At 60.7% G+C, this 19,782-nt stretch carries 18 protein-coding genes; 9 read left to right on the top strand and 9 right to left on the bottom strand.

From position 1 onward, the window contains the following. Nucleotides 1-16 precede the first annotated feature (16 nt). The 3 genes from FJ404_01935 to thiS are packed head-to-tail and all read left to right on the top strand — an operon-like array spanning nucleotide 17 to nucleotide 2,426. Nucleotides 17-1,123 carry a glycosyltransferase family 4 protein gene (locus FJ404_01935; GenBank protein ID MBM3821643.1) on the top strand — a complete coding sequence of 369 codons (1,107 nt, stop codon included), beginning with the start codon at nucleotides 17-19 and terminating at the stop codon, nucleotides 1,121-1,123. Further along, nucleotides 1,084-2,178, top strand: a complete 1,095-nt coding sequence (locus tag FJ404_01930; protein MBM3821642.1) for a glycosyltransferase family 2 protein — start codon at nucleotides 1,084-1,086, stop codon at nucleotides 2,176-2,178. The genes FJ404_01935 and FJ404_01930 overlap by 40 nt, the downstream gene beginning before the upstream one ends. A 32-nt stretch (nucleotides 2,179-2,210) precedes the next feature. After that, nucleotides 2,211-2,426 (top strand): sulfur carrier protein ThiS, encoded by a 216-nt coding sequence (thiS, locus tag FJ404_01925; protein MBM3821641.1) that lies wholly within the window; start codon nucleotides 2,211-2,213, stop codon nucleotides 2,424-2,426. A gap of 7 nt (nucleotides 2,427-2,433) precedes the next feature. Here the strand turns inward: thiS and dgoD are convergent, their stop codons facing one another. Next, on the bottom strand, nucleotides 2,434-3,672 hold the full coding sequence (dgoD, locus tag FJ404_01920; protein ID MBM3821640.1) for a galactonate dehydratase: 1,239 nt from the start codon (nucleotides 3,670-3,672) through the stop codon (nucleotides 2,434-2,436). Between the two features lie 220 nt (nucleotides 3,673-3,892). Next, on the bottom strand, nucleotides 3,893-4,987 hold the full coding sequence (locus tag FJ404_01915; protein ID MBM3821639.1) for a hypothetical protein: 1,095 nt from the start codon (nucleotides 4,985-4,987) through the stop codon (nucleotides 3,893-3,895). Between the two features lie 372 nt (nucleotides 4,988-5,359). Here FJ404_01915 and FJ404_01910 point away from each other — a divergent pair, with 372 nt between their 5' ends. Both FJ404_01910 and FJ404_01905 read left to right on the top strand, forming a co-directional pair. Beyond that, entirely contained in the window at nucleotides 5,360-6,088 is a 729-nt protein-coding gene (locus FJ404_01910; protein MBM3821638.1) for a hypothetical protein, read from the top strand. A gap of 190 nt (nucleotides 6,089-6,278) precedes the next feature. Beyond that, nucleotides 6,279-7,637, top strand: a complete 1,359-nt coding sequence (locus tag FJ404_01905; GenBank protein MBM3821637.1) for a Gfo/Idh/MocA family oxidoreductase — start codon at nucleotides 6,279-6,281, stop codon at nucleotides 7,635-7,637. A gap of 111 nt (nucleotides 7,638-7,748) precedes the next feature. On the opposite strand, the gene FJ404_01900 is transcribed toward FJ404_01905, so the two are convergent. Beyond that, nucleotides 7,749-8,171: a hypothetical protein gene (locus FJ404_01900; GenBank protein MBM3821636.1), complete on the bottom strand. Its 423-nt coding sequence runs from the start codon at nucleotides 8,169-8,171 to the stop codon at nucleotides 7,749-7,751. Between the two features lie 86 nt (nucleotides 8,172-8,257). Here FJ404_01900 and FJ404_01895 point away from each other — a divergent pair, with 86 nt between their 5' ends. The 3 genes from FJ404_01895 to FJ404_01885 all read left to right on the top strand — a co-directional run bounded on the left by FJ404_01895 (nucleotide 8,258) and on the right by FJ404_01885 (nucleotide 10,171). Continuing rightward, a complete protein-coding gene (locus FJ404_01895) occupies nucleotides 8,258-8,539 on the top strand; it encodes a hypothetical protein (protein MBM3821635.1) in 282 nt (93 codons plus the stop codon). Between the two features lie 14 nt (nucleotides 8,540-8,553). Beyond that, the gene (locus tag FJ404_01890) at nucleotides 8,554-8,931 is read left to right on the top strand and encodes a hypothetical protein (protein MBM3821634.1); all 378 of its coding nucleotides are present in this window, start codon (nucleotides 8,554-8,556) and stop codon (nucleotides 8,929-8,931) included. A gap of 88 nt (nucleotides 8,932-9,019) precedes the next feature. After that, a complete protein-coding gene (locus tag FJ404_01885; protein MBM3821633.1) occupies nucleotides 9,020-10,171 on the top strand; it encodes a pyridoxal phosphate-dependent aminotransferase in 1,152 nt (383 codons plus the stop codon). 150 nt (nucleotides 10,172-10,321) lie between these two features. On the opposite strand, the gene FJ404_01880 is transcribed toward FJ404_01885, so the two are convergent. The 3 genes from FJ404_01880 to FJ404_01870 form a co-directional block, all read right to left on the bottom strand. After that, nucleotides 10,322-12,859, bottom strand: a complete 2,538-nt coding sequence (locus FJ404_01880; protein MBM3821632.1) for a hypothetical protein — start codon at nucleotides 12,857-12,859, stop codon at nucleotides 10,322-10,324. Nucleotides 12,860-12,928: 69 nt separating this feature from the next. Further along, on the bottom strand, nucleotides 12,929-13,507 hold the full coding sequence (locus FJ404_01875; GenBank protein ID MBM3821631.1) for a DUF1080 domain-containing protein: 579 nt from the start codon (nucleotides 13,505-13,507) through the stop codon (nucleotides 12,929-12,931). Nucleotides 13,508-14,034: 527 nt separating this feature from the next. After that, a complete protein-coding gene (locus FJ404_01870; protein MBM3821630.1) occupies nucleotides 14,035-15,441 on the bottom strand; it encodes a hypothetical protein in 1,407 nt (468 codons plus the stop codon). Nucleotides 15,442-15,960: 519 nt separating this feature from the next. On the opposite strand from FJ404_01870, the gene FJ404_01865 reads away from it, so the two are divergent. Beyond that, a complete protein-coding gene (locus FJ404_01865) occupies nucleotides 15,961-16,536 on the top strand; it encodes a hypothetical protein (GenBank protein MBM3821629.1) in 576 nt (191 codons plus the stop codon). 154 nt (nucleotides 16,537-16,690) lie between these two features. On the opposite strand, the gene FJ404_01860 is transcribed toward FJ404_01865, so the two are convergent. From FJ404_01860 to FJ404_01850, 3 genes are all read right to left on the bottom strand, one after another. Beyond that, a complete protein-coding gene (locus FJ404_01860) occupies nucleotides 16,691-17,458 on the bottom strand; it encodes a hypothetical protein (protein MBM3821628.1) in 768 nt (255 codons plus the stop codon). A 317-nt stretch (nucleotides 17,459-17,775) separates the two neighbouring features. After that, on the bottom strand, nucleotides 17,776-18,618 hold the full coding sequence (locus FJ404_01855; protein ID MBM3821627.1) for a TatD family deoxyribonuclease: 843 nt from the start codon (nucleotides 18,616-18,618) through the stop codon (nucleotides 17,776-17,778). Between the two features lie 5 nt (nucleotides 18,619-18,623). Continuing rightward, a complete protein-coding gene (locus FJ404_01850; GenBank protein ID MBM3821626.1) occupies nucleotides 18,624-19,721 on the bottom strand; it encodes a PA0069 family radical SAM protein in 1,098 nt (365 codons plus the stop codon). Nucleotides 19,722-19,782 lie beyond the last annotated feature (61 nt).

The following is a 19,782-nucleotide window of genomic DNA, read 5'->3' as shown; positions in this document are numbered from 1 at the left end:
TCCTCGATCCGGCGAGATGCGATTCTTGATGTTGAACTGGCGCGATCCGAAGAACCCGCAATCGGGGGGCGCGGAGCGAGTGACGGAGGGCTACCTGACAGCGCTGGCTGAGCGCGGTCATGAGGTGGTGTGGTTTGCCAACTCGTTTCCCGGCTGCCTCCCGGAGGAGCGCTGGGGACGGCTCACCGTGCGGAGGGGGGGAGGCGTGGGAAAATCATTCTTGGCCGCGCGTGCCTGGTGCCGGACGCAACCCCGCTTCGATCTGGTCATCGATCAGCATCATGGCATTCCCTGGTACACTCCGTGGTGGGCGCAGACCTCCCGCGTTTCTTACATTCATGAAGTGCTGGGGCCGATTTGGAATGCTTTCTATCGCTGGCCTTGGAATTGGATCGGGCGGCAGCAGGAACGATGGACCCACTGGTTGTATCGGAAAGAGGTGTTTTGGACCGCGTGCGAATCGACGCGCGACCAGTTGATGCGCCATGGGGTCCGCCAGGTGAAAATCATTCGCTACGGCGTCCACACGAGGGCATTGGAGGAGCTGGATCCCAAGCCTTTGCAGGTTCCGTTGCGTCTGGCGGCGGTTTCGCGTTTGGCTCCGAACAAGAGGGTGGATCATTTGATTCGCACCCTCGCATTGCTCCACGATCGTGGTGTGGCTGCGCGACTCACCATTGTGGGTTCGGGCGATGCCGAGCCGGCTTTGAGACAAATGGTCAAGGAACGGAACCTGGAGGCGATGGTGGAATTTACCGGACCGCTTTCCGAAGCGGCCAAGGACCAGATGCTTCGCGCGTCTCATTGGTTGTTGCACGCGTCCCAGAGAGAAGGATGGGGGCTGAACGTGATCGAAGCCAATGCGATGGGCACGCCGGCCGCCGTCTATCCGGTGGAAGGTTTGCGGGAATCGACTTTGGATGAGCGAACGGGCGTGCTGGCGCGCGCGGAAACACCGGAGGCCTTGGCGGATCGTCTGGCGGAGTGTTTGCAACATCCCGAACGTTACCAAGCGTATCGCCGTCAGGCTTGGGAGCGAGCCCAGTCCATGCATTGGTCCCGAATCCTGCCGGAAGCGTGTGACTGGCTGGAAGCCCGGGCCCGAGGGGAGAAGGTCTTGTGAACGAGGAAACCGTTCAGGCACGACCCTGGGTCAGCGTGGTGGTTCTGAACTACAACGGGCGGGCGTGGATCGACAGGTGCCTCGACTCGGTGAGAGCGCAAACGTGCGCCGGTCGCGTTGAGTTGATCGTCGCGGACAATGCCAGCGCGGATGGTTCGGACCTGATGTGTGAACGATGGGTCTCGGGTTGGAAATCATCGCGATTCATGCGAATGGGGGGCAATGTGGGATTCTGTGCGGGCAACAATCGGGCGGCGGCGGTTGCCCGAGGCGAATGGCTCTTCTTTTTGAATCATGACGCCTGGCTGGAGCCGGAATGCCTGGAACGGCTGGTGGGAGAGGCGGAGCGCTTTCGGGCGCAGGCGGCGATGCCCAAAGTGCTCGATTATCACGACGACCGGTTTCAATCCCTGGGCGCGGCGGGGTTCGACGTGTTTGGCTGGGTGAGCACGCGAGAGGAACATGAAGCTGTGCGGGAGGTGTTGATGCCGGAGGGGTGCGGCTATCTCATACGAAGGGATTGGTTCGAGCGCCTGGGCGGGTTCGATGAGCTCTTTTTCATGTACTCGGATGAGCTGGATTTGACGATGCGGCTGTGGGTGGCGGGTGGGCGGGCGATCGCCGCGCCCTCGGCCCGCATGCATCATCGAGGGGCGGTCGATGTGAATCCGGCCGGGGGCGGCAACGTCGTCGAGTTCCGCACCAGCGACACGAAGCGTTATTTCGCCAATCGGAACGGACTCTGGGTCATGGCGAAAAACACGGAATGGCTGTGGCTCTGGTTCGTGCCGGTGCAATGCCTGGGGCTGGCCTTGGAAGCGCTGGCGGGATGCCTGTTGATTCGAAGGACTTCGTTTCTCAAGAAGGCCTATGGGGACGCGTTGCTTGACGCCGTGAAACACTGGCGCCACGTGTGGGAGGCGAGGCGAAGGTTAGCCGGGATGCGAGTTCGATCCGACTGCTGGCTTTTGCGTTTTTTTCGGTGCCGACTGAACCGGTGGGACGAGGTTCAACGCTGGCGAACGCTGGGCGCTCCGCACGTCAGCGCGAGGTGAACCTCGATCCAACCCTCATGGACGAACGGCCAATGGAAACCACGGAAGGCTGGGTCATCGCCAACGGGCAGCGCAAACAGGTGAACCTGCCCTGCACTCTGCACGATTTTCTGGTGCAGCAGGCACTGCTTCCGCGCAGCGTGGTGGTGGAGCTCAATGGCGAGCCCGTCTCTCCTTCTGAATTCGCTCAACGCCCATTGGGGTCCGGGGATCGGATGGAAATCGTGAGAATTGTGGCCGGAGGATGAAAGCGGGTCACCAATCCACGACGGAGCCGTCCGCAGGGTCGTAGGTTTCCGGATTGCGCCAGTCGTGGTTGAGTTTGCCCTCAATTTGGTTGTCGTCGAGTTCGATGCCTAGGCCGGGTCCTTCGGGGATTTCGACGAACCCTTTTTCAATCTTGAAGGGTTTCTTCAGGTAGCCTTCGCCGAGCGAAACCTGCTCCTGGCAAAGGAAATTGGGGACGGATGCGGCCAGTTGAAGTCCGCAGGCAAGGGAGATGGGGCCCAGGGGATTATGGGGTGCGATGGCGGCGTAGTAGGCCTCCGCCATGCCGGCGATCAGGCGGCCTTCGAAGATCCCCCCGGCGTGGCAGAGATCGGGCTGCAAGATGGACGCCGCTTGTTTCTCCAAGATTTCGCGGAATCCCCATTTCGTGAAAATGCGCTCTCCGGTGGCGATCGGGAGGTGAGTTCCGCGGGCGATGTCGGCCATGGCATCGACATTTTGGCATTGCACGGGTTCCTCGATAAACATCGGCTGCATCGGTTCCAGGGCCTTGATGAGGAGCTTGGCATTCTGCGGGCTGATGGCGCCATGGAAGTCGATCCCGATGTCCACATCCTTCCCTCCCGCCTCGCGCAATTCGCCGAATGCCTGGGAAGCTTCCTCGATGAAGCGCGGGTGGGTGACGATGCCCGAGCGGGTCGAGTTTTTGATCCCGGTTTTGAAGGCGGTGAACCCCTCGGCCTTCCGCGTTTTCAACGATTGCGGGCTGCCGGCATGGGCATAAACACGGACTCGGTCCCGCGTGGGGCCACCCAGGAGTTCGTAAACCGGCACCCCCATGAATTTCCCTTTGATATCCCAAAGGGCCTGTTCGATGCCGCTGAGCGCGCTCGTAAGGATGGGGCCGCCGCGATAGAAGGCATGCCGGTAAATTGCCTGCCAGTGGTGAATGACGTTGCGGGGATCCTTGCCGATCAAGTAGTGCGAGGCTTCCTCCACGGCCATCGCGCAGGTGCGCGCTCGCCCTTCCGTGATGGGCTCGCCCAGCCCCACGATGCCGGCGTCGGTGTGGATCTTCAGGAAGAGCCAGCGCGGCTTGACCAGAAACGTTTCGAGCTTGGTAATCCTCAATTTCGTTTTGAGCCGCGGAGGCTGGCCTTGGGTGATCCTTGGCCCTCCGGCATAGGGATCCTTCGGGGGGGCGGACTGAGACCGAGTTTGGGCCTGGCCTGTGGGTTGGCTTATCGCGGCGAGTCCCGCCGCCATAAAGGCCTGCTTGAGAAAAGTACGACGTCCACGACGGGTGTCGTCACAATGGGTTGAGGGAGGGGCGGTTTTCATCCTGGGATCCATTTCGTTTCTGAGTCTGCTCTTGGGACGGTCGATCTTACGCGTGGTGATTCACAACCCGCGGAAATCCAGATCAGCTGGCTGCGACGGATGGCGCCGGACTGAGGTGTCGCACGCATGGGTTCCCGATGTGTGCTTATCTCCGAGCGGGCACCCACGCGCGCAACGCGGAAGGCATGCCCGGAACGGGAATACGATGGCCGGTATCCGAGACGCGCCCGGATTTGACGGCGAATACCTGCAAGACGCGGTCAGGGTGGCCTTGCACCACCAAGAATCTGCCGTCCGCTGTGAAGGCCACCCCTTCCGGAATCGGGACGATCGGGACTCGTTGCGTTTCGACGAACCGCTGGCTTTTCCGCCTGAGCATGACGAGCTGGCCCTGCTTCGTTTTGTGCGGATCGCCCGGCGCCAGGTTCGAACCGTCCATGACCACCGCGGCCAGGTGTTTTCCGTCCGGACTCAACTCAATGGACTCCGGGGAAGCCCCCAAAGGCACATAAGCCACGGTTTGCGGTGAGGCGCCGGTGAGATCCACGATGCTCAACGCGTCCAAGTCGCGAGCATTGCCTGCTCCTCCTCCGGCTACCAATCCCAGTTGTCCATCCGGGGTGATGAGGCACCGGTAGGGTTGGCCGCTGACCGAAATTTTTCGTCCGGTGAAATGCAGATGACCGGGTTCGATTCGCAGCACCGCCAGGAAGCCTCCTTTTTGCGCGCTCGCCAGGGCGAGACGTCCGTCGGGACTCACGGCCACGTCCGAAACCGCTTCGATGGGCTCGCAGACTTTGACGGAACCCTCATGGCGAACTTTGAGGCCGTCCACATGGAGGAGCGAGACCGTGCCGGCGGCGCGATTGGCCACCAGGGCCTGGCGTCCGTTCGGAGTAAACGAGATGCCTGAAGGCTGGGCCTCGACGTTGACGCGGCCGGCGAGGGCAGGGGGGCGCGACGTCAAATCGAGGATATGGATGGAGTTTTCGGGGACCCAATTCGTCGCTCCGGGGAAGGGGACACGGATCGAATTGGCGATGAGGGCGAGGCGTCCGTCAGGGCTGATGGCGACATTGGACGGCGGGCCCAGGACCGAGTTCTCGACCCCTTCGAGATGTTGCACGCGGGGAGGGAAAACCGAGAAATCGAGAAAGGTGAGCGAGTCGGGACGCGGATTATGGACCACTTTCGGTCCGCCGCTGGTCAAGTCGATTTTGTTCTCATTCGCAGAAATCATGATCTGACCTCTGAGAATCACGCAGCCGCAGAAGGCCCCTAGGGCCAGGAGAATTCGGCATTTCATAGCATCGGGATGCGTTGGAAGGTGGCATTGTGGGGATTAGGATTCAATGAGTTACTGTGCAGAAACAGGAGTTCTCATTTTGCCCCGGAGCGCGGCTGGTCGTCTTTCGACCAGCCGCAGCACGTTGAAAAATCTGGAATCTTCCGATCTGTCCGCGCGCTGCGGCTGGTCTTCGACACAGCCGCGCTCCCCAAAATGAGCATGGCTGGTGAGGAAACCAATTCCACAGGGTTGGCCAAGCTGGCCTCACGGTAGCGTGGTGGCGAGCGAGGTTCGGCATGACAGATGCTTCAGAGCCGAGTCGCTATGAATCGCTGTGCTTCCAGCTCCAAGAAATTGACCCATCACCGGTTTCTGATCGCGAGTTTGCTGCCCCTGGGCGCGAGCGCGCTGTTGGGGGCCTCTGTTCCAGTGGTGAATCCAAGTTTTGAGGATATCTCCGGCGAGTTCGTCATTCACGAATTCACCTTTGGCGCGCTCAACGGGTGGAATCTTTACGACCCGGCCAATATCACGAGTTCTGGCGATGGACCCAATTACTACATTGGGACCCTGTTTCCAGAACTGGATCCCATCGGAAACCCGGGGGTATATGAGGGGTTCGATCATGGCGCGGCGCATGGCCAGCGGGTAGGCATCGCGTTCAATTTTGCCTCCACCGGCGGCCAATCAGAGTATGGATTCGTCCAGACGCTGGCCAGCATGTTGGAGCCGGAAACGACCTATACCCTTCAGGTCGAGATTGGGAATATCGACTCGGCCAGATCGCGTACCGGAGTGTTTTTCAACCTGGAAGGTTTCCCGGGTTATCGGGTGGATCTCATGGCGGGAGGAACGGTATTGGCCTCCGACAACAACAGTTTGGCCGGGGCGATTCCCAACGGACAGTGGCGAACGAGCACGGTCTCTTTTACGACTGGAACGACCGTGCTGGCGGGGCAACACCTGGGCATTCGGCTGGTGAATCTTAATCAGATTGACCCGCTTCATCCGGCTTCGGACATCGAAGTTGATTTCGACCATGTTCCGACTTGAGGCATCGCCCGCGTCGGTGCCGGACGGCCATTCCGGCTGGGTTGGGGGATTGGCGCTGGTGGGGATGATGTTCTGGTGGAGGCGTGAATCGGCCTCGGAGCTTGGATTAGCACAGGCACGGATTCGCCGCCGCCGTTGAACGTGCCGTCCGGCGCTTGACCGCGAAGGCTCACCGGCGTTTGCTTCGTTGATGCAAACGCCCTTTCAGATTTCGCGCCGTCGATTTTTCTCCACCTGCGCCGCGGTTTCGGCGGCGACCGGGCTGCCTCGCTGGTTTATTGAGCAGGACCTGGCGGCGGCCCCCGCTCCACGCCGACTCTCACCCAACGACCGTCCAGGCATTGCCGTGGTGGGGTGTGGAGGCATGGGGCGGGCGGACGCCAAGAACGCGAGTCGTTTCGGCGAAATCCTCGCGATTTGTGATGTGGACCGCGAGCACGCGGAAGCGGCGGCGAAACCGTTCGCGGTCGATGGGAAGAAACCCGCCCTCTACGAGGATTTCCGGAAGGCGTTGGAGCGCGACGACATTCATATCGTGGTGCAGGCCACCCCCGATCATTGGCACACCCTGGTCAATTTGGGCGGCGCACTTGCCAAGAAAGATGTTTATGGAGAAAAGCCCCTGACCTTGACCATCGACGAAGGAAAGCGGCTGGTCCGTGCCGTTCGACGAAACGGCGTGGTCTTTCAAACCGGCACTCAACAGCGGAGCGACAAGAAGTTCCGGCTCGCTTGCGAGTTGGTCAGGAATGGCCGACTGGGCAGGTTGAAGGAGGTTCATGTCTTTGTCCCCGCCGGAATTCGCGCGGGTCCCTTTGTTCAGCAGACCCCGCCGGCCCATTTCAATTACGACTTTTGGCTGGGGCAGGCTCCGCAGGCCCCTTACTTCAAAGAACGCTGCCATAGCACCTTTCGCTGGTGGTGGGATTACGCGGGTGGACCCGTCACGGATTGGGGCGCGCATCACAATGACATTGCGCTCTGGGCGATTGGTCAGGACGGTCCGCTCAGCATCGAAGCGCGCGTGACGACTCCGTCCCTGCCGTCGGGCTACACCACTCCGACGGAATTCGAAGCCACCTTGGGCTGGGCCCATGGGGTTACTCAAATGGTGAGGACGACGCCTGATGACACGCCTTTTGGCGGCATCATCAAGCCCGATGGACAGCGCAACGGTCTGAGATTCGTCGGCACCGACGGTTGGATTTGGGTGAATCGTTCGGATTTACGAGCGAGCCGGGACGAGATCATCGAGACCCCGTTGCCGAGCACGGCGGCTCGGCTGGAAATCAGCCAGGATCACATGGCCAATTTCTTCGAGTGCGTTCGCTCTCGCAAGACACCGATTGCATCGGTCGAGGCGGGACATCGGTCGGCGGTGGTCGGACACTTGATCGTCATCGCTTTGCGTTCAGGACGGAAACTGCAGTGGGATCCCGGCAAGGAACGGTTTGTGGGCGAGGGCGCCAAGGAATCCAACGTGTGGATGGCGCGCGCGATGCGAAAACCTTACGATTACACCTTCGTGGGGGCGTCGATGAAAGGCTGACGCGGCGAATGATGCGAAGGTCTGTTTGGACGGAAAGGCTCCGATGGGAGTGACCTATTCCTCGTGGATTTGATCCGCTCGTTCCAACGCGGCGAGCGCTCTGCGCTCCCATCATACGGGGGCGAGCCAGAGCACGGTCAGGATGGCGCCGTTGATGGCAATGCCCCGGGCCCATGTTTTTTCCTCGAGACCTATCGGGATGTAGTAAATCGCCGCGCTCAGCACCATGGCTCCCAAACTGCCGAACGCGTTGATGTCCTGAACGAACAGGTAGAAAAAGAGCAGCATCAGGCAGAGGGAAATCAACCCTGCCAAAACCCAAAAGCCGTGTTCGGCCCAGGCGAAGACCAAGAACAACGTCCCTGGAGCCCATCCCAACGACAGTACGCGGCGAAGGCGGTCATCATGAGGACCACGCCGATCGGGAATCGTACAAAGAAGGCAGTGAAGCCCGAAACAAACGCCTCCACTGGGTTTGGTATAGGTGAGCCCAAGCGCGGGCTTCAGTTCAGGCCAAGGAGCCTTGGAATTCAAGCGCGGAAATGGGGCGTGACGGCGCGCGGGCATCACCCCTAAACTAGGCCGCGCTGTTCGCACCAAACAATCGTTCGCCTCTGGACATGATGTCGCGTAAACAAACCAATCTCTTCAACGTTTTGGGAGTCGCCTGCGCCGCCGTGGTGTTCAGCAACCTGATTCTGGCGACGCTGAACGGCAGGTTGAACCGGCAACTCGCCGAGTCGCAAACGGAAATTCAAAGGGCGCAATCGGTCCAAAACACGATGAACAATCTTGTGGGCCAGACGATGCGGGGAGCGGAGCGCGATCCTTCCTTGAAGCGGTTGTTGATTCAGCACAAATTCATTCTGGCGGATCCCACCAACGCGCCCTCCCGGCGCTGATCTCACCTGCCCTCATGGAACCGACTTCCCACGCCTCCCACGGCCACGAGACGCCCGCGACCCCATTCCTCGGTTTGATGGCAGTTCTCATTTCGCTGCTCGTTGCCAATGTCCTGCAAACGTTGAATCTGATTGGGCAGCGCGGCGAAATGCTTCAAGCGCAAAAGCGGCAGGTGGCCATGCTGCCGGAGGCTCGTCTGCTTCAAAGCCAGATCGAACCCCGTCTGGAGCTTTTCTCTCGCGACTTGGTGCAAATGTCGGCCACGAACGATACGGCGCGACAATTGGTCAACCATTTTGGGATCACCTGGACACCGAATCCCGCAGCGGCGGGCACCAACAAGCCCCCCGCTGCGCCGAACCCCTCGAATACCAAGGGGCGATCTCCTTGACGGGCTTTGCCGGACCAAAGCTGGCTTCCGCTCTTCCGAATCCTTTCCCATGAGTGAACTCGGCGACGAGCGCGGCCGCTCCCCTCGGATGAGCCGCGTGCAGACACCGGTCATTCCGGTGGTGGCGGATCTGATTCGGCGTCATCCTGGCACCATTTCACTTGGGCAAGGCGTGGTTTACTACGGGCCTCCGCCTGAAGCGGAAGCGGCGATGCGGGAGGGGTTGCTCGCTCCAGACATCCATAAATACAAACCGGTGACGGGCATGCCCGCGTTGGTGGACGCGTGGGCGGCCAAATTGCGCCATGAAAACGGCCTTGAAACCGGGAAACGGAGCCGGTTGGTGGTGACCGCGGGAGGAAACCTTGCGTTTTACAACGCCATTCTGGCGGTGGCGGACGAGGGCGATGAAGTCATCCTTCCACTTCCTTACTACTTCAACCACGAGATGGCTATTGTCATGGCCCATGCGCGTCCGGTGCTCGCGCCCACGGGACCGGATTATCACTTGCTGCCGGATCGCCTGCGAGCTCTGGTCACTCCGAAGACGCGGGCCATCGTGACCGTTTCCCCGAACAATCCCACGGGTGCGGTGTACCGCGAGGAGGAATTGCGTGCGGTGAATGAACTCTGTCGGGAGAAGGGGTTGTTCCATATCCACGACGAGGCCTACGAGTATTTCGCCTGGGATGGCATGAAGGTGGTTTCCCCGGGGGGATTCGAAGGGGCAGAGGATCACACGATTTCGCTCTATTCCCTTTCCAAAGCGTATGGCTTCGCGAGTTGGCGCATTGGATTCATGACCATGCCCGCGGATCTGCTTGAACCTGTGCGAAAGATTCAGGATACCCTGCTCATTTGCGCGCCGGCGGTGTCGCAGTTGGCCGCCCTCGGGGCGCTGCGGGCGGGACGAGCGTACTGCGAGGCGCGTTCACAGATGATTGCCGGGAATCGATCGCTTTTACGGCAGAAGCTGCGGCGGCTGGAGGGGAAGCTGGAATTCAACGAACCCGAAGGGGCATTTTATGTGATGGTCCGGCTTCCTGGCACCCGTTCCTCCATGGCTTGCGTGGAGCGGCTCGTCGAGCAGGCGGGGGTGGCGGTGATTCCGGGAAGCGCGTTCGGACTGGAGAAAGAGTGCGCGCTCAGAGTGGCTTACGGCGCGCTCGAAACAAGGGAAGCGGGCGAAGCTTTCGACCGGCTCGTGAATGGTCTTGAACGTTTGCTGGGCGAAAACTGAAACCGGATCGACCCGGGAAACTTCATCCGGGTTGCGCGGTCAGGAGTTTCCTGGCTGCCCCGCATGGCGGCGACTTGATCGTCCGCGTTTCCCAACCATGCAAGCGTAAGTAATTGGCGAGTCGCTCTTCTTTGCGACCCGCCCTGCTTCTCACGGTTTCCACACGGCGCGATAGAATCGCTGGGAGATACCGTTCGCCGCGGGGTCCGAGTAAAGGGCGACTCCCTCAATGATGGTGAGTTCGCTCAGGGAGCGCCAACCGTTCGGATTCGATAAATCTTCCGAGGTCTGCAGGGAGAATCGCCGACCGTTCGGTCCAAGCAACCTGACGTTTGACGGTGGCGAAAACGCCAGCGTGGCTTCCGGCCCCAGCACAAACAAAGCTCCGCATCCGGCCGCGCCGCTATGCGTCGTGCCATAGATCAAACCGTCCCGAGCGATCGTCAGCCCACCATAGGGCTGAGCTCCGGCTCTCGTGTTGCCCGTGAAATGCGTAAGGATGGACACCGGTCCACCGCCCTTGGCCAGGCGGTAAACGGTTCCGAGATTGGATACTCCTCCGCTGTAAGTCACTCCGTAGAGCGCCCCATCCTTGCCCTCGACCAAGCCTGCGTTCGCAGAGGGGAGTGATCCATCGACCGGCCCCCCGCGGAAGCGGTGCAGCACTTCGTAATTGTCGCTGCTGGGGCGGATCCGAAAAATCGTGCCGTGCTGGGTCAAACCTCCCGAAAACGTGGTGCCATAGAGGAAGCCGTCGGAAGCCAGAGTGAGTCCGTGGAACGGAAAGGTTCCATCCTCCGGACGATCTCCAAAGGCATGAAGGGTGCTGAAGCCGGATCCGTCTTTGCCTACACGAAAGATCGTCCCGTTATTGGTGGCATCCCGGTAGGCGGTGGTGCCATAGAGCCAGCCGCCTGGTCCCTGCACGAGACCGCCGAACGGCTGTGTTCCGCCGCCTCCGGTGCCGGAGAACGTTCGCAATACCTGGTAGGCTGAACCGTCCGGGCGCAGCCTGAACAAAGTGCCGTAGTTTGCAGTGCCCACGTCGCCCGAGGTGGTGCCATAGATCATGCCGTCGTCGGCTTCGAGCAACCGCCCGAAAGGGATCATGCCGTCCTGGACGGTGCCCTCGAAATGTTTCAAGACCGCGAATCCCGATCCATCCTTGTGGAGTCGAAAAAGGGTTCCCGCGTTGCGCTGACCTCCGCCCCCGGCGGCACCGAACAGGAATCCGTCCCGGGTTTCGATGACCCCAGCGTAGGGCTGTGACCCATCCGGACCGCTGAAGCTGTGCAAGATGCGGTAATCTCCACCGTCTCGATTGACTCGGAAAATGGTGCCCAAATTGGTGTGGCCGCCTTGGAAGGTCGTTCCGTAAAGGATTCCGTCCCGCCCCTCGATCAGGGCGGTGTAGGGGCTCGCTGCTTCCCCCTCGGTGCCGGCGAATTGATGCGAGATCGAATAACCCGAACCATCAGGCCGCATTCGAAACGCCAGGCCCGAGTCGACGGATCCTCCGGTCACGGCGACGCCGTGCAACCATCCGTCTGCATCTTGCGCCAGCCCCGCGTAAGAAACGGCGCCATCAGCGAGTCCGCCCTGAAAGCGCCGGTGAATGATGTAAGAAGTGCCGTTGGTGGCAATTTGAAACACCGTCCCTTGATCGTTGGTCCCCCCGAACGCAGTGGTGCCATACAACAATCCGCTCCTGGCCTGGAAGAGCTCGCCGTAGGGCTGATGTCCACCCGCCTCCAGAGTGTTGAAGCGATGCAACAAGGTGTAGCCGGAACCATCCTTTCCCAGCTTGAAAAGGGTTCCAAACTGACTCTGGCCGCCCGCGGAGGTCGTGCCGTAGAGCAATCCATCGACCCCTTCGATCAAGCCGCCGAACGGATAGGATCCATCCCCGCCTTGTCCGGTGAAACTTTGCAGAAGAGTGAAGCCCGAACCATCCTCTTGGATGCGGAACACCGTTCCAATGCTGGACGCGCCGCCAAGATAGGAAGTGCCGTAGAATCGCCCGTCGGAACCCTTGAGCAATGTCGATGTGGGCTGCGACGCGTCGCCCGGCGCATCGCTGAAATGCTTGAGCGCCGCGAAGCCCGTGCCGTCCTTGCGAATCCTGAAAAAGGATCCTCGGTTGGACGCGCCACCCAGGAATGTGGTCCCGTAGAGTGCGCCGTCACTGCCCTCGACCAAACCTCCGTAGGGTTTGGCGGCGTCGTTGGTTCCGCCCGTGAAAGCGTGCAAGACGGTGAAAACCCAGGTCCCGCGTTCCAGTCGATAAATGACACCACGATTAGCGGGCCCTCCCTCGTAGGTGGTGCCGTAGAAATGCCCGTCCCCGGCTTCGAGCAGCCGCCCGTAGGGACTCGAGCCAAGATCCGGCTCGGTCGAGGTGAATCGGTGAAGGATACGATAATCGCCTCCGTCCGTCCGCATGCGAAAAAGCGTGCCTTTGAGCGTGCCACCCGCCAGCAGGGTGGCTCCGTAAAGCATGCCGTCGCGGCCGAGGACCAACGTGGTGCGGGGTTCGGCGCCCATCTGCACGTTTTCGGAGAAAACACGCAAGGGAAGCGCTGAGAACTGGGCTCTCAGCAAGGGTGCCACGGCGAACACCAGGCCGACGAACCAGAGGAATTGCGAGGCGGACCGCCTCCGCGACGCGTGAACAAAATTCCTGACCATGGGAGGGAAATGAGGCAGCCGGTGCGAATCGACGCTGACCCTGGGGAAAGGTTGTGGAGGAAGCCGCCGTTACAGATCCCCGAGCCGTACTGCCCAGATGTTACGGTATTGTACGGGATCACCGTGATTCTGGAGCATCAAGAAGCCGCCGTGGGGGATGCCTCCACCGCCGCCCTTGCCCACGAGTTGGGAGGGTACCGGGGCTTGATCGACAACGGTCACACCGTTGTGAACGACGGTGATGGCAGGCGGAGCTCCCGCTTTGCCTTCGCGAAAGGTGATGTCATATGTCTGCCATTGCAAAGGGGGCAAACAGGCATTGCCGCTGGCCGCTTTCACTCCATAGATGCTGCTGCAGTCGTTGATTTGCAAAGGCAGCAAACCGAAAGAGTCGAGCACCTGCACTTCGTAAATGGATTGGAGATACACTCCGCTGTTACCGCGGGCCTGGCCGCGGGCTTTGGGCATGAACGGCGTCTTGAATTCCAGGTGAAGCTTGAAACTCCCCAATTTCTCGGAAGTCACAATGTTGTTGCCCCCGACTTCCATGGCTCCGTCCCCCAGGACCTTCCAGTTGAAATTGGTAAACCTGCTGGTGTCCTTGCCGTCGAACAAGACAATCGCGTCCGAAGGCGGCCTGGCTCCCAAGCTGTCCGGTTGCCGGACGATTTTGTCTCCGCGAAAATGGCCCTGTCCCAAGTCGCCCGAGAACGTGCCTTCGAAGATTCCGTCTCGGAGGCGGGCTTCCACGGTTACCTTGGGCTGCAACTCGCCGCCGGGTTTTGCCGGCAGCGACAGGCCGGAAATTTTCACAGCCCCGGATTCGTTGGCACCGCCCGACTTCAGTTGCACCGCGGCGACATGGTTTTTGTCACGGATGAGGAGCAGGAAGCCGTCGTATTGTCCTGATCCCAGCGATCGCACCTGGGCGCTGAGTTTGAATTTGCCGTCCGGCGCCGTCCAGGTGCCTTCGTAGTTGCCCATCAACGGATCGGGAGTCAGCACCGACTCGAACTTCTCGGCGGCTTGCGGTTGGATCAGTGTCAGGAGGCCCGAGAGCAGGAGGAAAAGACGGGAGGCAAGTCGTGTCGAGTGCATAGCCAAGGATTAGCCCGTGGCGAGCGGGGGAGGCAATGGAAAAGGCGGTCTTTCCGAGGGGTGCGCTCCAGGAAACTTCAGGTGCTCAGCAGATCCTTGATTCCGGCCGTCAGCAGGGCATCAATGCTGTCGGCGCTGAAAGCCATGGAAACTTCATAACCGCCGCGAGGATATTCGTCACGGGTGGGAATATACCAGGGGCCTCCATCACCGTAGGCTGCCGAGGCGACGAATTGGCCCCGGCGCATCGATTGGGCGCGAAGTTGATACTCGACGAAACATTCGGAAGGCAGGTGAAGGATGGAGCCTTCATTGAGTTCCAAGGCGGTGAGCAGGATCGGTGCGTGATTTCGCAACCGCTCCGTGTAGGCGAGCCGCATGGCGGAACGGATGCGGTCCACCCGGGAAGCATCGGTCTTCCGGACGATGGCACGGAGTTCGTCCATGGCGGGCTGAGGCGGAGCTTCAGGGCGGAACCGATGGGTGCGCCAGCGCACTCGATCGAGCGGGCTTCGTGGCATGGCCGACTGCGAGGATTTCAAGGCCTCGAACAGTCGCTGAGTGAGCTGAATTCGCGCGGCGGGCGAGCCGTCGTTGTATTTCCCGGCCGCCAGATTGCCGGCACACCCCGTGAAGTAGATGTGGTGGCAGTCAGGTTCCTCCGCTTGCAGTCGCTTGCGGGCGAGCCCGGCAAAATCCGAACTGACTCGGCCCTGCCCATAATGGCTCATCGGATGGGTCGCGTAATAATGGCACGCCGCGATCTTTCGGTCTTCCTCGAAAAACGCGACCGTCCTCAAGAGGGGATCTATCAGGCCTTCAGGCATGGCGATCAAGTCCGCATCGCGGCAGGAGCTGCCTCGCATTTTGCGAACTTTGCCATCGGGACCTTGATCGACCCTACGGTTGCTCGCGATGCGGTCCACCACCGCGGATCCGAATCCCACGTGCGTCACGGGGCGGGCTTTGGGCAACGCCTCGCGTACCGCGGCACGACCCGCGGATAGACACCGGTGAAAAAAATCGAGAGCGACGACGCTCAGCCCGCTGCGGGCTTCATCGAGCAACCTCTGCCCGGCCAGGCAGACGAAAGGCGCGTCGTGTTGATGCACACACTGGACCGCTACCCGGTCCGGCGTGGTGCCAGCCGCCTCTGCCAATGCAGACCTCCAGACCTGATACGCGTCGTTAAGCAAACCGGTCCAGTCCACCGCACACACGACAATGGGGTCCGATGCGCCGAGGAGAACGAATCCCACCGCTTCCAGATCGTCCTCGATGGCTGCCACCGGGGCAATCCAGCCACCGCAAAGCGGGTGTCCCACGGGAGGCGTCACCGGGAAGCGGAAGGGCGCGATGCGGAAGCCGGGCTTGGACCCGCTCCACGCGGGTGACGGGATGATCGATGCGGCGGATGCTGCGCTGACGCGTTGAATGAAACTTCGTCGGGAGGAATCGGAATCGCGGATCATGCCGGTCATCATGCCCAACGTCGTGATTTACTCAAGCGATGAAGCTGCTTCGGAAACGCGGACGGTGTATCCCGATGTTGCCGATGTTGCCGGTGATGCAGGTAGGGCGCGTCCGTCCCGGCGCGCCGCCGGAGCATGATGTTTTGCATCCCGTGGGCGGCGGGCTGGAACAGGCCCGCCCTACCAACAACATCGGGATACACGGAGACGCGGATGAAAGGATTCGAACCGAGTGCAGGTGCGAATCGGCGTGGGCGGTTGCGGGTCATCGCGGCGGCACGGACACAAATGAGGTTCCGATCGGAACACCGTCTTTTCTGACCGACCCCCCGTCATCCCGGTGTGCGGCTGTTCGCCCCGGCATCGTTGCATTGTATAGCCCGCCAAAAATCTGCCGTCGGCCTGCCGGTTCGAGTCCGGTCCGCAGTGGGTCGGCTCCTCGCTCCGAGGATTTCAGTTGGCCCTGGCGCCCGCAGTTTGGATCTCTCATTTCCTGCTTGAAGTCTGGGGCGGAACGGTCGAGACCAAGGCGTGACTCACCGTGCAAAGAGCTTTTACGATCCCGACCGATACATTCCGTCCTTTCTCGAATTTTCGAAGGGACTTGGCACGGCCAGTGAGCCTTCGACGAACTTCCTCATTCCGGTGATGCAGTCCGAGGACGCTTCGGTCGAGCCGAGTGGCTTTGCACGATCTCAAATTCCTTTTGTCCATGGCGAGGACGTCAAGTTGTGGAATGCGCCGCCACTCCGGGAGTTATGCCGCGGGGAGGCGAAGCCTCCTGAGCTAAGAGACTACCCCTCGGCCTATTTGATGGAGTTCTCCATCTTCGACCAACACCTGACGCAGTACACACGGGTCGTGAAGCCGCCCCGAGACGCCGAGCTGGAAGAGATTTTCGTCGCGTTGCGCAAACGGCCCGACGGCAAGAGTCTCGGATCTCTGCATGACTATCTTTGGCGCGTTTCCGCCCTCATTCTCGCCACGCGTCCATTGAGTCTGGCCGAATTTGAGGCCATTGTCGGTCGCTTGGAAAAGTCGGCCCGAACCTTTGGCATGGGCTCGACCTCCCGGAATATGGCCAGCTCCATTGCTGGGTTGTATTGAGAGGGTGGATGCAGGCGCCAACCCGCCTATTTCACACTCGAGCTTGAATTCGGGAAAGCGTGCCGCGTGAGGGCACGCGGCCTATAATCGCGACGGCCTCTCTGTTTGGAGGCCCGGTGTCCTCACCGGGCGTCTCGTGCGTGAAATAGGCGGGCTAAGCGACTCCGCGTTCCGCCAAGGCCGGGATCAGGGCCGGGAGTTGGGCTTGAATCCAGGGCAGGCAGATTTCGCGAATGCCTTGCACCACACGATCCCGTCCGAACTCCTGCGCCGCGTCTCCGCGTCGTCGCTTTTCATTGCTGTCCAACTGCTTGGATGAAAGGTCCAGGGTGTCCGGGGCGACGCCAACGAACCTTGCCACTTCGTCCACTCTTTGTGTCAGTTCGTGCGTGAAGACCAGCAGCAAGCGATCGGGTGGCACCGCCTTCAGGATGCGGTCGCAGTGATCAACCCAGTATCGTAGATAAGCCTGCAGCGGGAATAGCCGCGCGTTGGCGGGCAGAACAGGCGTTTCGCCCGGGCGCACCCGGCCACTGTAACGGTGCTCTTCGTATTCCCGCCATTCCCGGCCCGGCAAGGCGTCGGTCACTAAATTCTGGGTCATTTCCGAATCCAGCCAACTCGCGGGTTCCCTCACCGTGAACACGAACCTCGCCCGCGGGAACAATTCCGCCAGCATCGGGGTCGAATAAACCAAGAAGTGGGAAGCCTCCACCTCAAACCCCAGATGGCGGTCTCGAAGGAGGAGAAAGGTTCGGTGTGTTTCATCCGTGCGTTTCCCCTGTTGCCATAACCGGATTTCCCGGAGCGTCGTCGCCGCCAGAGGTTCGTGTTCGGACCTCAGGGACCGTCCCAACAATCCGGCGATGGAATGAGTGCCGGGACGCGGAAGTCCGACTCCATAAGCATGTACCCGGCGCATCGGTTCGGGCTTCCATCGATGGGCGCGAAGGAACCTGAGCCACTGAGAGCCGTGGTTTGAAAACGCGAGATCCAGCAGTTTGCGTTTGAAAGGTTCCTTGTTCACGACGCGTTTTCAGATGACGGACAAGTCAACAAGATGCCAACCGACGATCAAGCCGTGGACACGGCTTGAGTCTGCCTGCCTTGACGGTCCCATCCTGATCGGCGCTTAGGTTCAGGTCCATGTCGGATCTTCTGGGCTGGCTTGGTCCCGTTCTCGTCAGGCTTGGTTTTTCTCCTGCTTTTGGTTCCGTTCCTGGAGCGGTTCGACTCGTTTCACTCCACCCGTTCGATCCTTGGTGGATGACTTTTGAAAAGCGTTCCGAACAATCGACAGAAATTCTCTTCAAGTTGCGAGCAAAGAATCGCGAGATCCTGGCCCAGCCACCCCGCGAGGAACTCCGCCACCGCCGCCAAGTTCGCCGGATGATTGGGAGTTCGCCCACCCGCGACGGGTTCCAGGCGGAATCGAATTCGATCCTCAGGCAACGGCTGGTCTGGCGCATCCGTTTCGATCAATAACCGGTCCGCAGGCACGACTTGAAATGCCGCCCGCTGCCGCGCTTTGCGTTCGTGCATGAAGTAGCCGGGAAACGAAAAGTAAGCTCCCAGTTTGACGAGGGCGGGAATCATTTCCACCGGTCCTCCATAGGAATGGAGGAGAAATCCCGGTCGCGGGACCGGGCCCTGCCGCAAGAGTTCCAGCAGTCGTCCCCAGGCTTGAAGACAATGGATGGAAGCCGGCAGTTCGCGGTCGGCGGCGAGCGCCAGTTGTTCAAGGAAGACCGGTTCTTGTCCGGCATAGTCGAGCCCGGTTTTCCAGCGATCCAGTCCGATTTCGCCGATTCCTCCAGGCGTGGACTCCAGTTGCTGCTGGAGCACGGCCTTCCATTCCGGAGTTCTCTCGTGGATGGACCACGGATGATATCCAAACGACGGGAGAACCCATCCCGAATTCTCTTGGGCCAAGCGGGCGACGAGCGGCCAATCTTTCTCGCATGAACCATTGACCACCATGGCTTGAACTCCGGCGGCGCGTGTTTCGCGAATGATGGCGTCACGATGGGGCGCCAGTCGATCGTCCTGGAGGTGATTGTGGGCGTCGAAGAGGCGCACGATGAGTCCTAGAAAAGTTCCAACTGGCCTTTGGATTCCCGGAGCGATTTGAGCACTCGCGGAGGGACCTGAAAGGATGCGGAGGAGAGTTCGGGTCCGCGAGGGGCAAGTCCCGAGCGAGTCCGCGAGATGCGGAACCAGTCGCGGAGGCGTTGTGCGGCGGGACCTGTTCCTCGCATGCGTTCTCCAAACTCGCTGGAATTCAAGTGTCCATCGCGGACATCGCGGAGGTTGGCCAGAATCTTGTTCTTTCCGAGAGGCGCCGCGCGGTCGAGCCATTCGAGAAAAATGGGTTTCACCGCGAGGGGGAGGCGGAGGAGGGTGTAGGATGCGAAGGAAGCGCCGGCTTCGGCCGCCGCGTTGAGGATGGCGGGGATTTCGGAGTCGTTCAATCCGGGGATGATGGGAGCGGTCAGCACCCCGACGGGAATGCCTGCCTTGCGAAGCGCGCGGATGGCCGCCAGTCGTCCTGCGGGCGGCGAAGTGCGAGGTTCGAGCCGCGAGCGAAGTCCGGGGTCGAGGGTGGTGATGCTGACATAAACCGAAATGGCGTGGTATTCCGCGAGTATTGCCAAGAGGTCGATGTCCCGCGCGACCAGTTGGTTTTTGGTCACAATGGTGACGGGTTGCCGGAATTCCGCCAGCACTTCCAAACAGCGGCGAGTGATGGTCATCCGGCTCTCCACCGGTTGGTAAGGGTCGGTGACCCCGCTCAACGCCATCCACTTGGGCTGCCAGCCTGGCGCGCACAGTTCGCGAGCCAGCAACTCCGGAGCGCGCGGCTTGAACATGATTTTCGACTCGAAATCGAGTCCGGCGGAAAAGCCCAGATACTCATGGGTGGGCCGCGCGTAACAGTAGGCGCATCCATGCTCGCAGCCGCGATAGGGATTCAAGCTGACCTCGAAACCGAGGTCGGGGCTGTCGTTGCGGCTGATGACCGTGGCCGAGTGGTCTGGCAGAAACTGAGTGGCTGGGGCGTCAGGCGGGGATTCGGCTTCGGGATCCGGTTCGAGATGAAGAGGGGAGAATCGATTGGCGACCCGCGAGTCCGTGCCCCGGCGAGAAGCAGCCTTCGGGGGAGTCGTCGGTCCGGAGTCGTTCATGTCCGAAATGTAGAATTGGGAATTGAAAATTGGAAATTCCGAAGTGAAATGCGGGAAAGGT

The organism is Verrucomicrobiota bacterium (genome assembly GCA_016871495.1).
Taxonomy (GTDB): Bacteria; Verrucomicrobiota; Verrucomicrobiia; order Limisphaerales; family VHDF01; genus VHDF01.
Note: the sequence above shows the minus strand (reverse complement) of the source record. Positions and strands in the feature narration are given on the sequence as shown.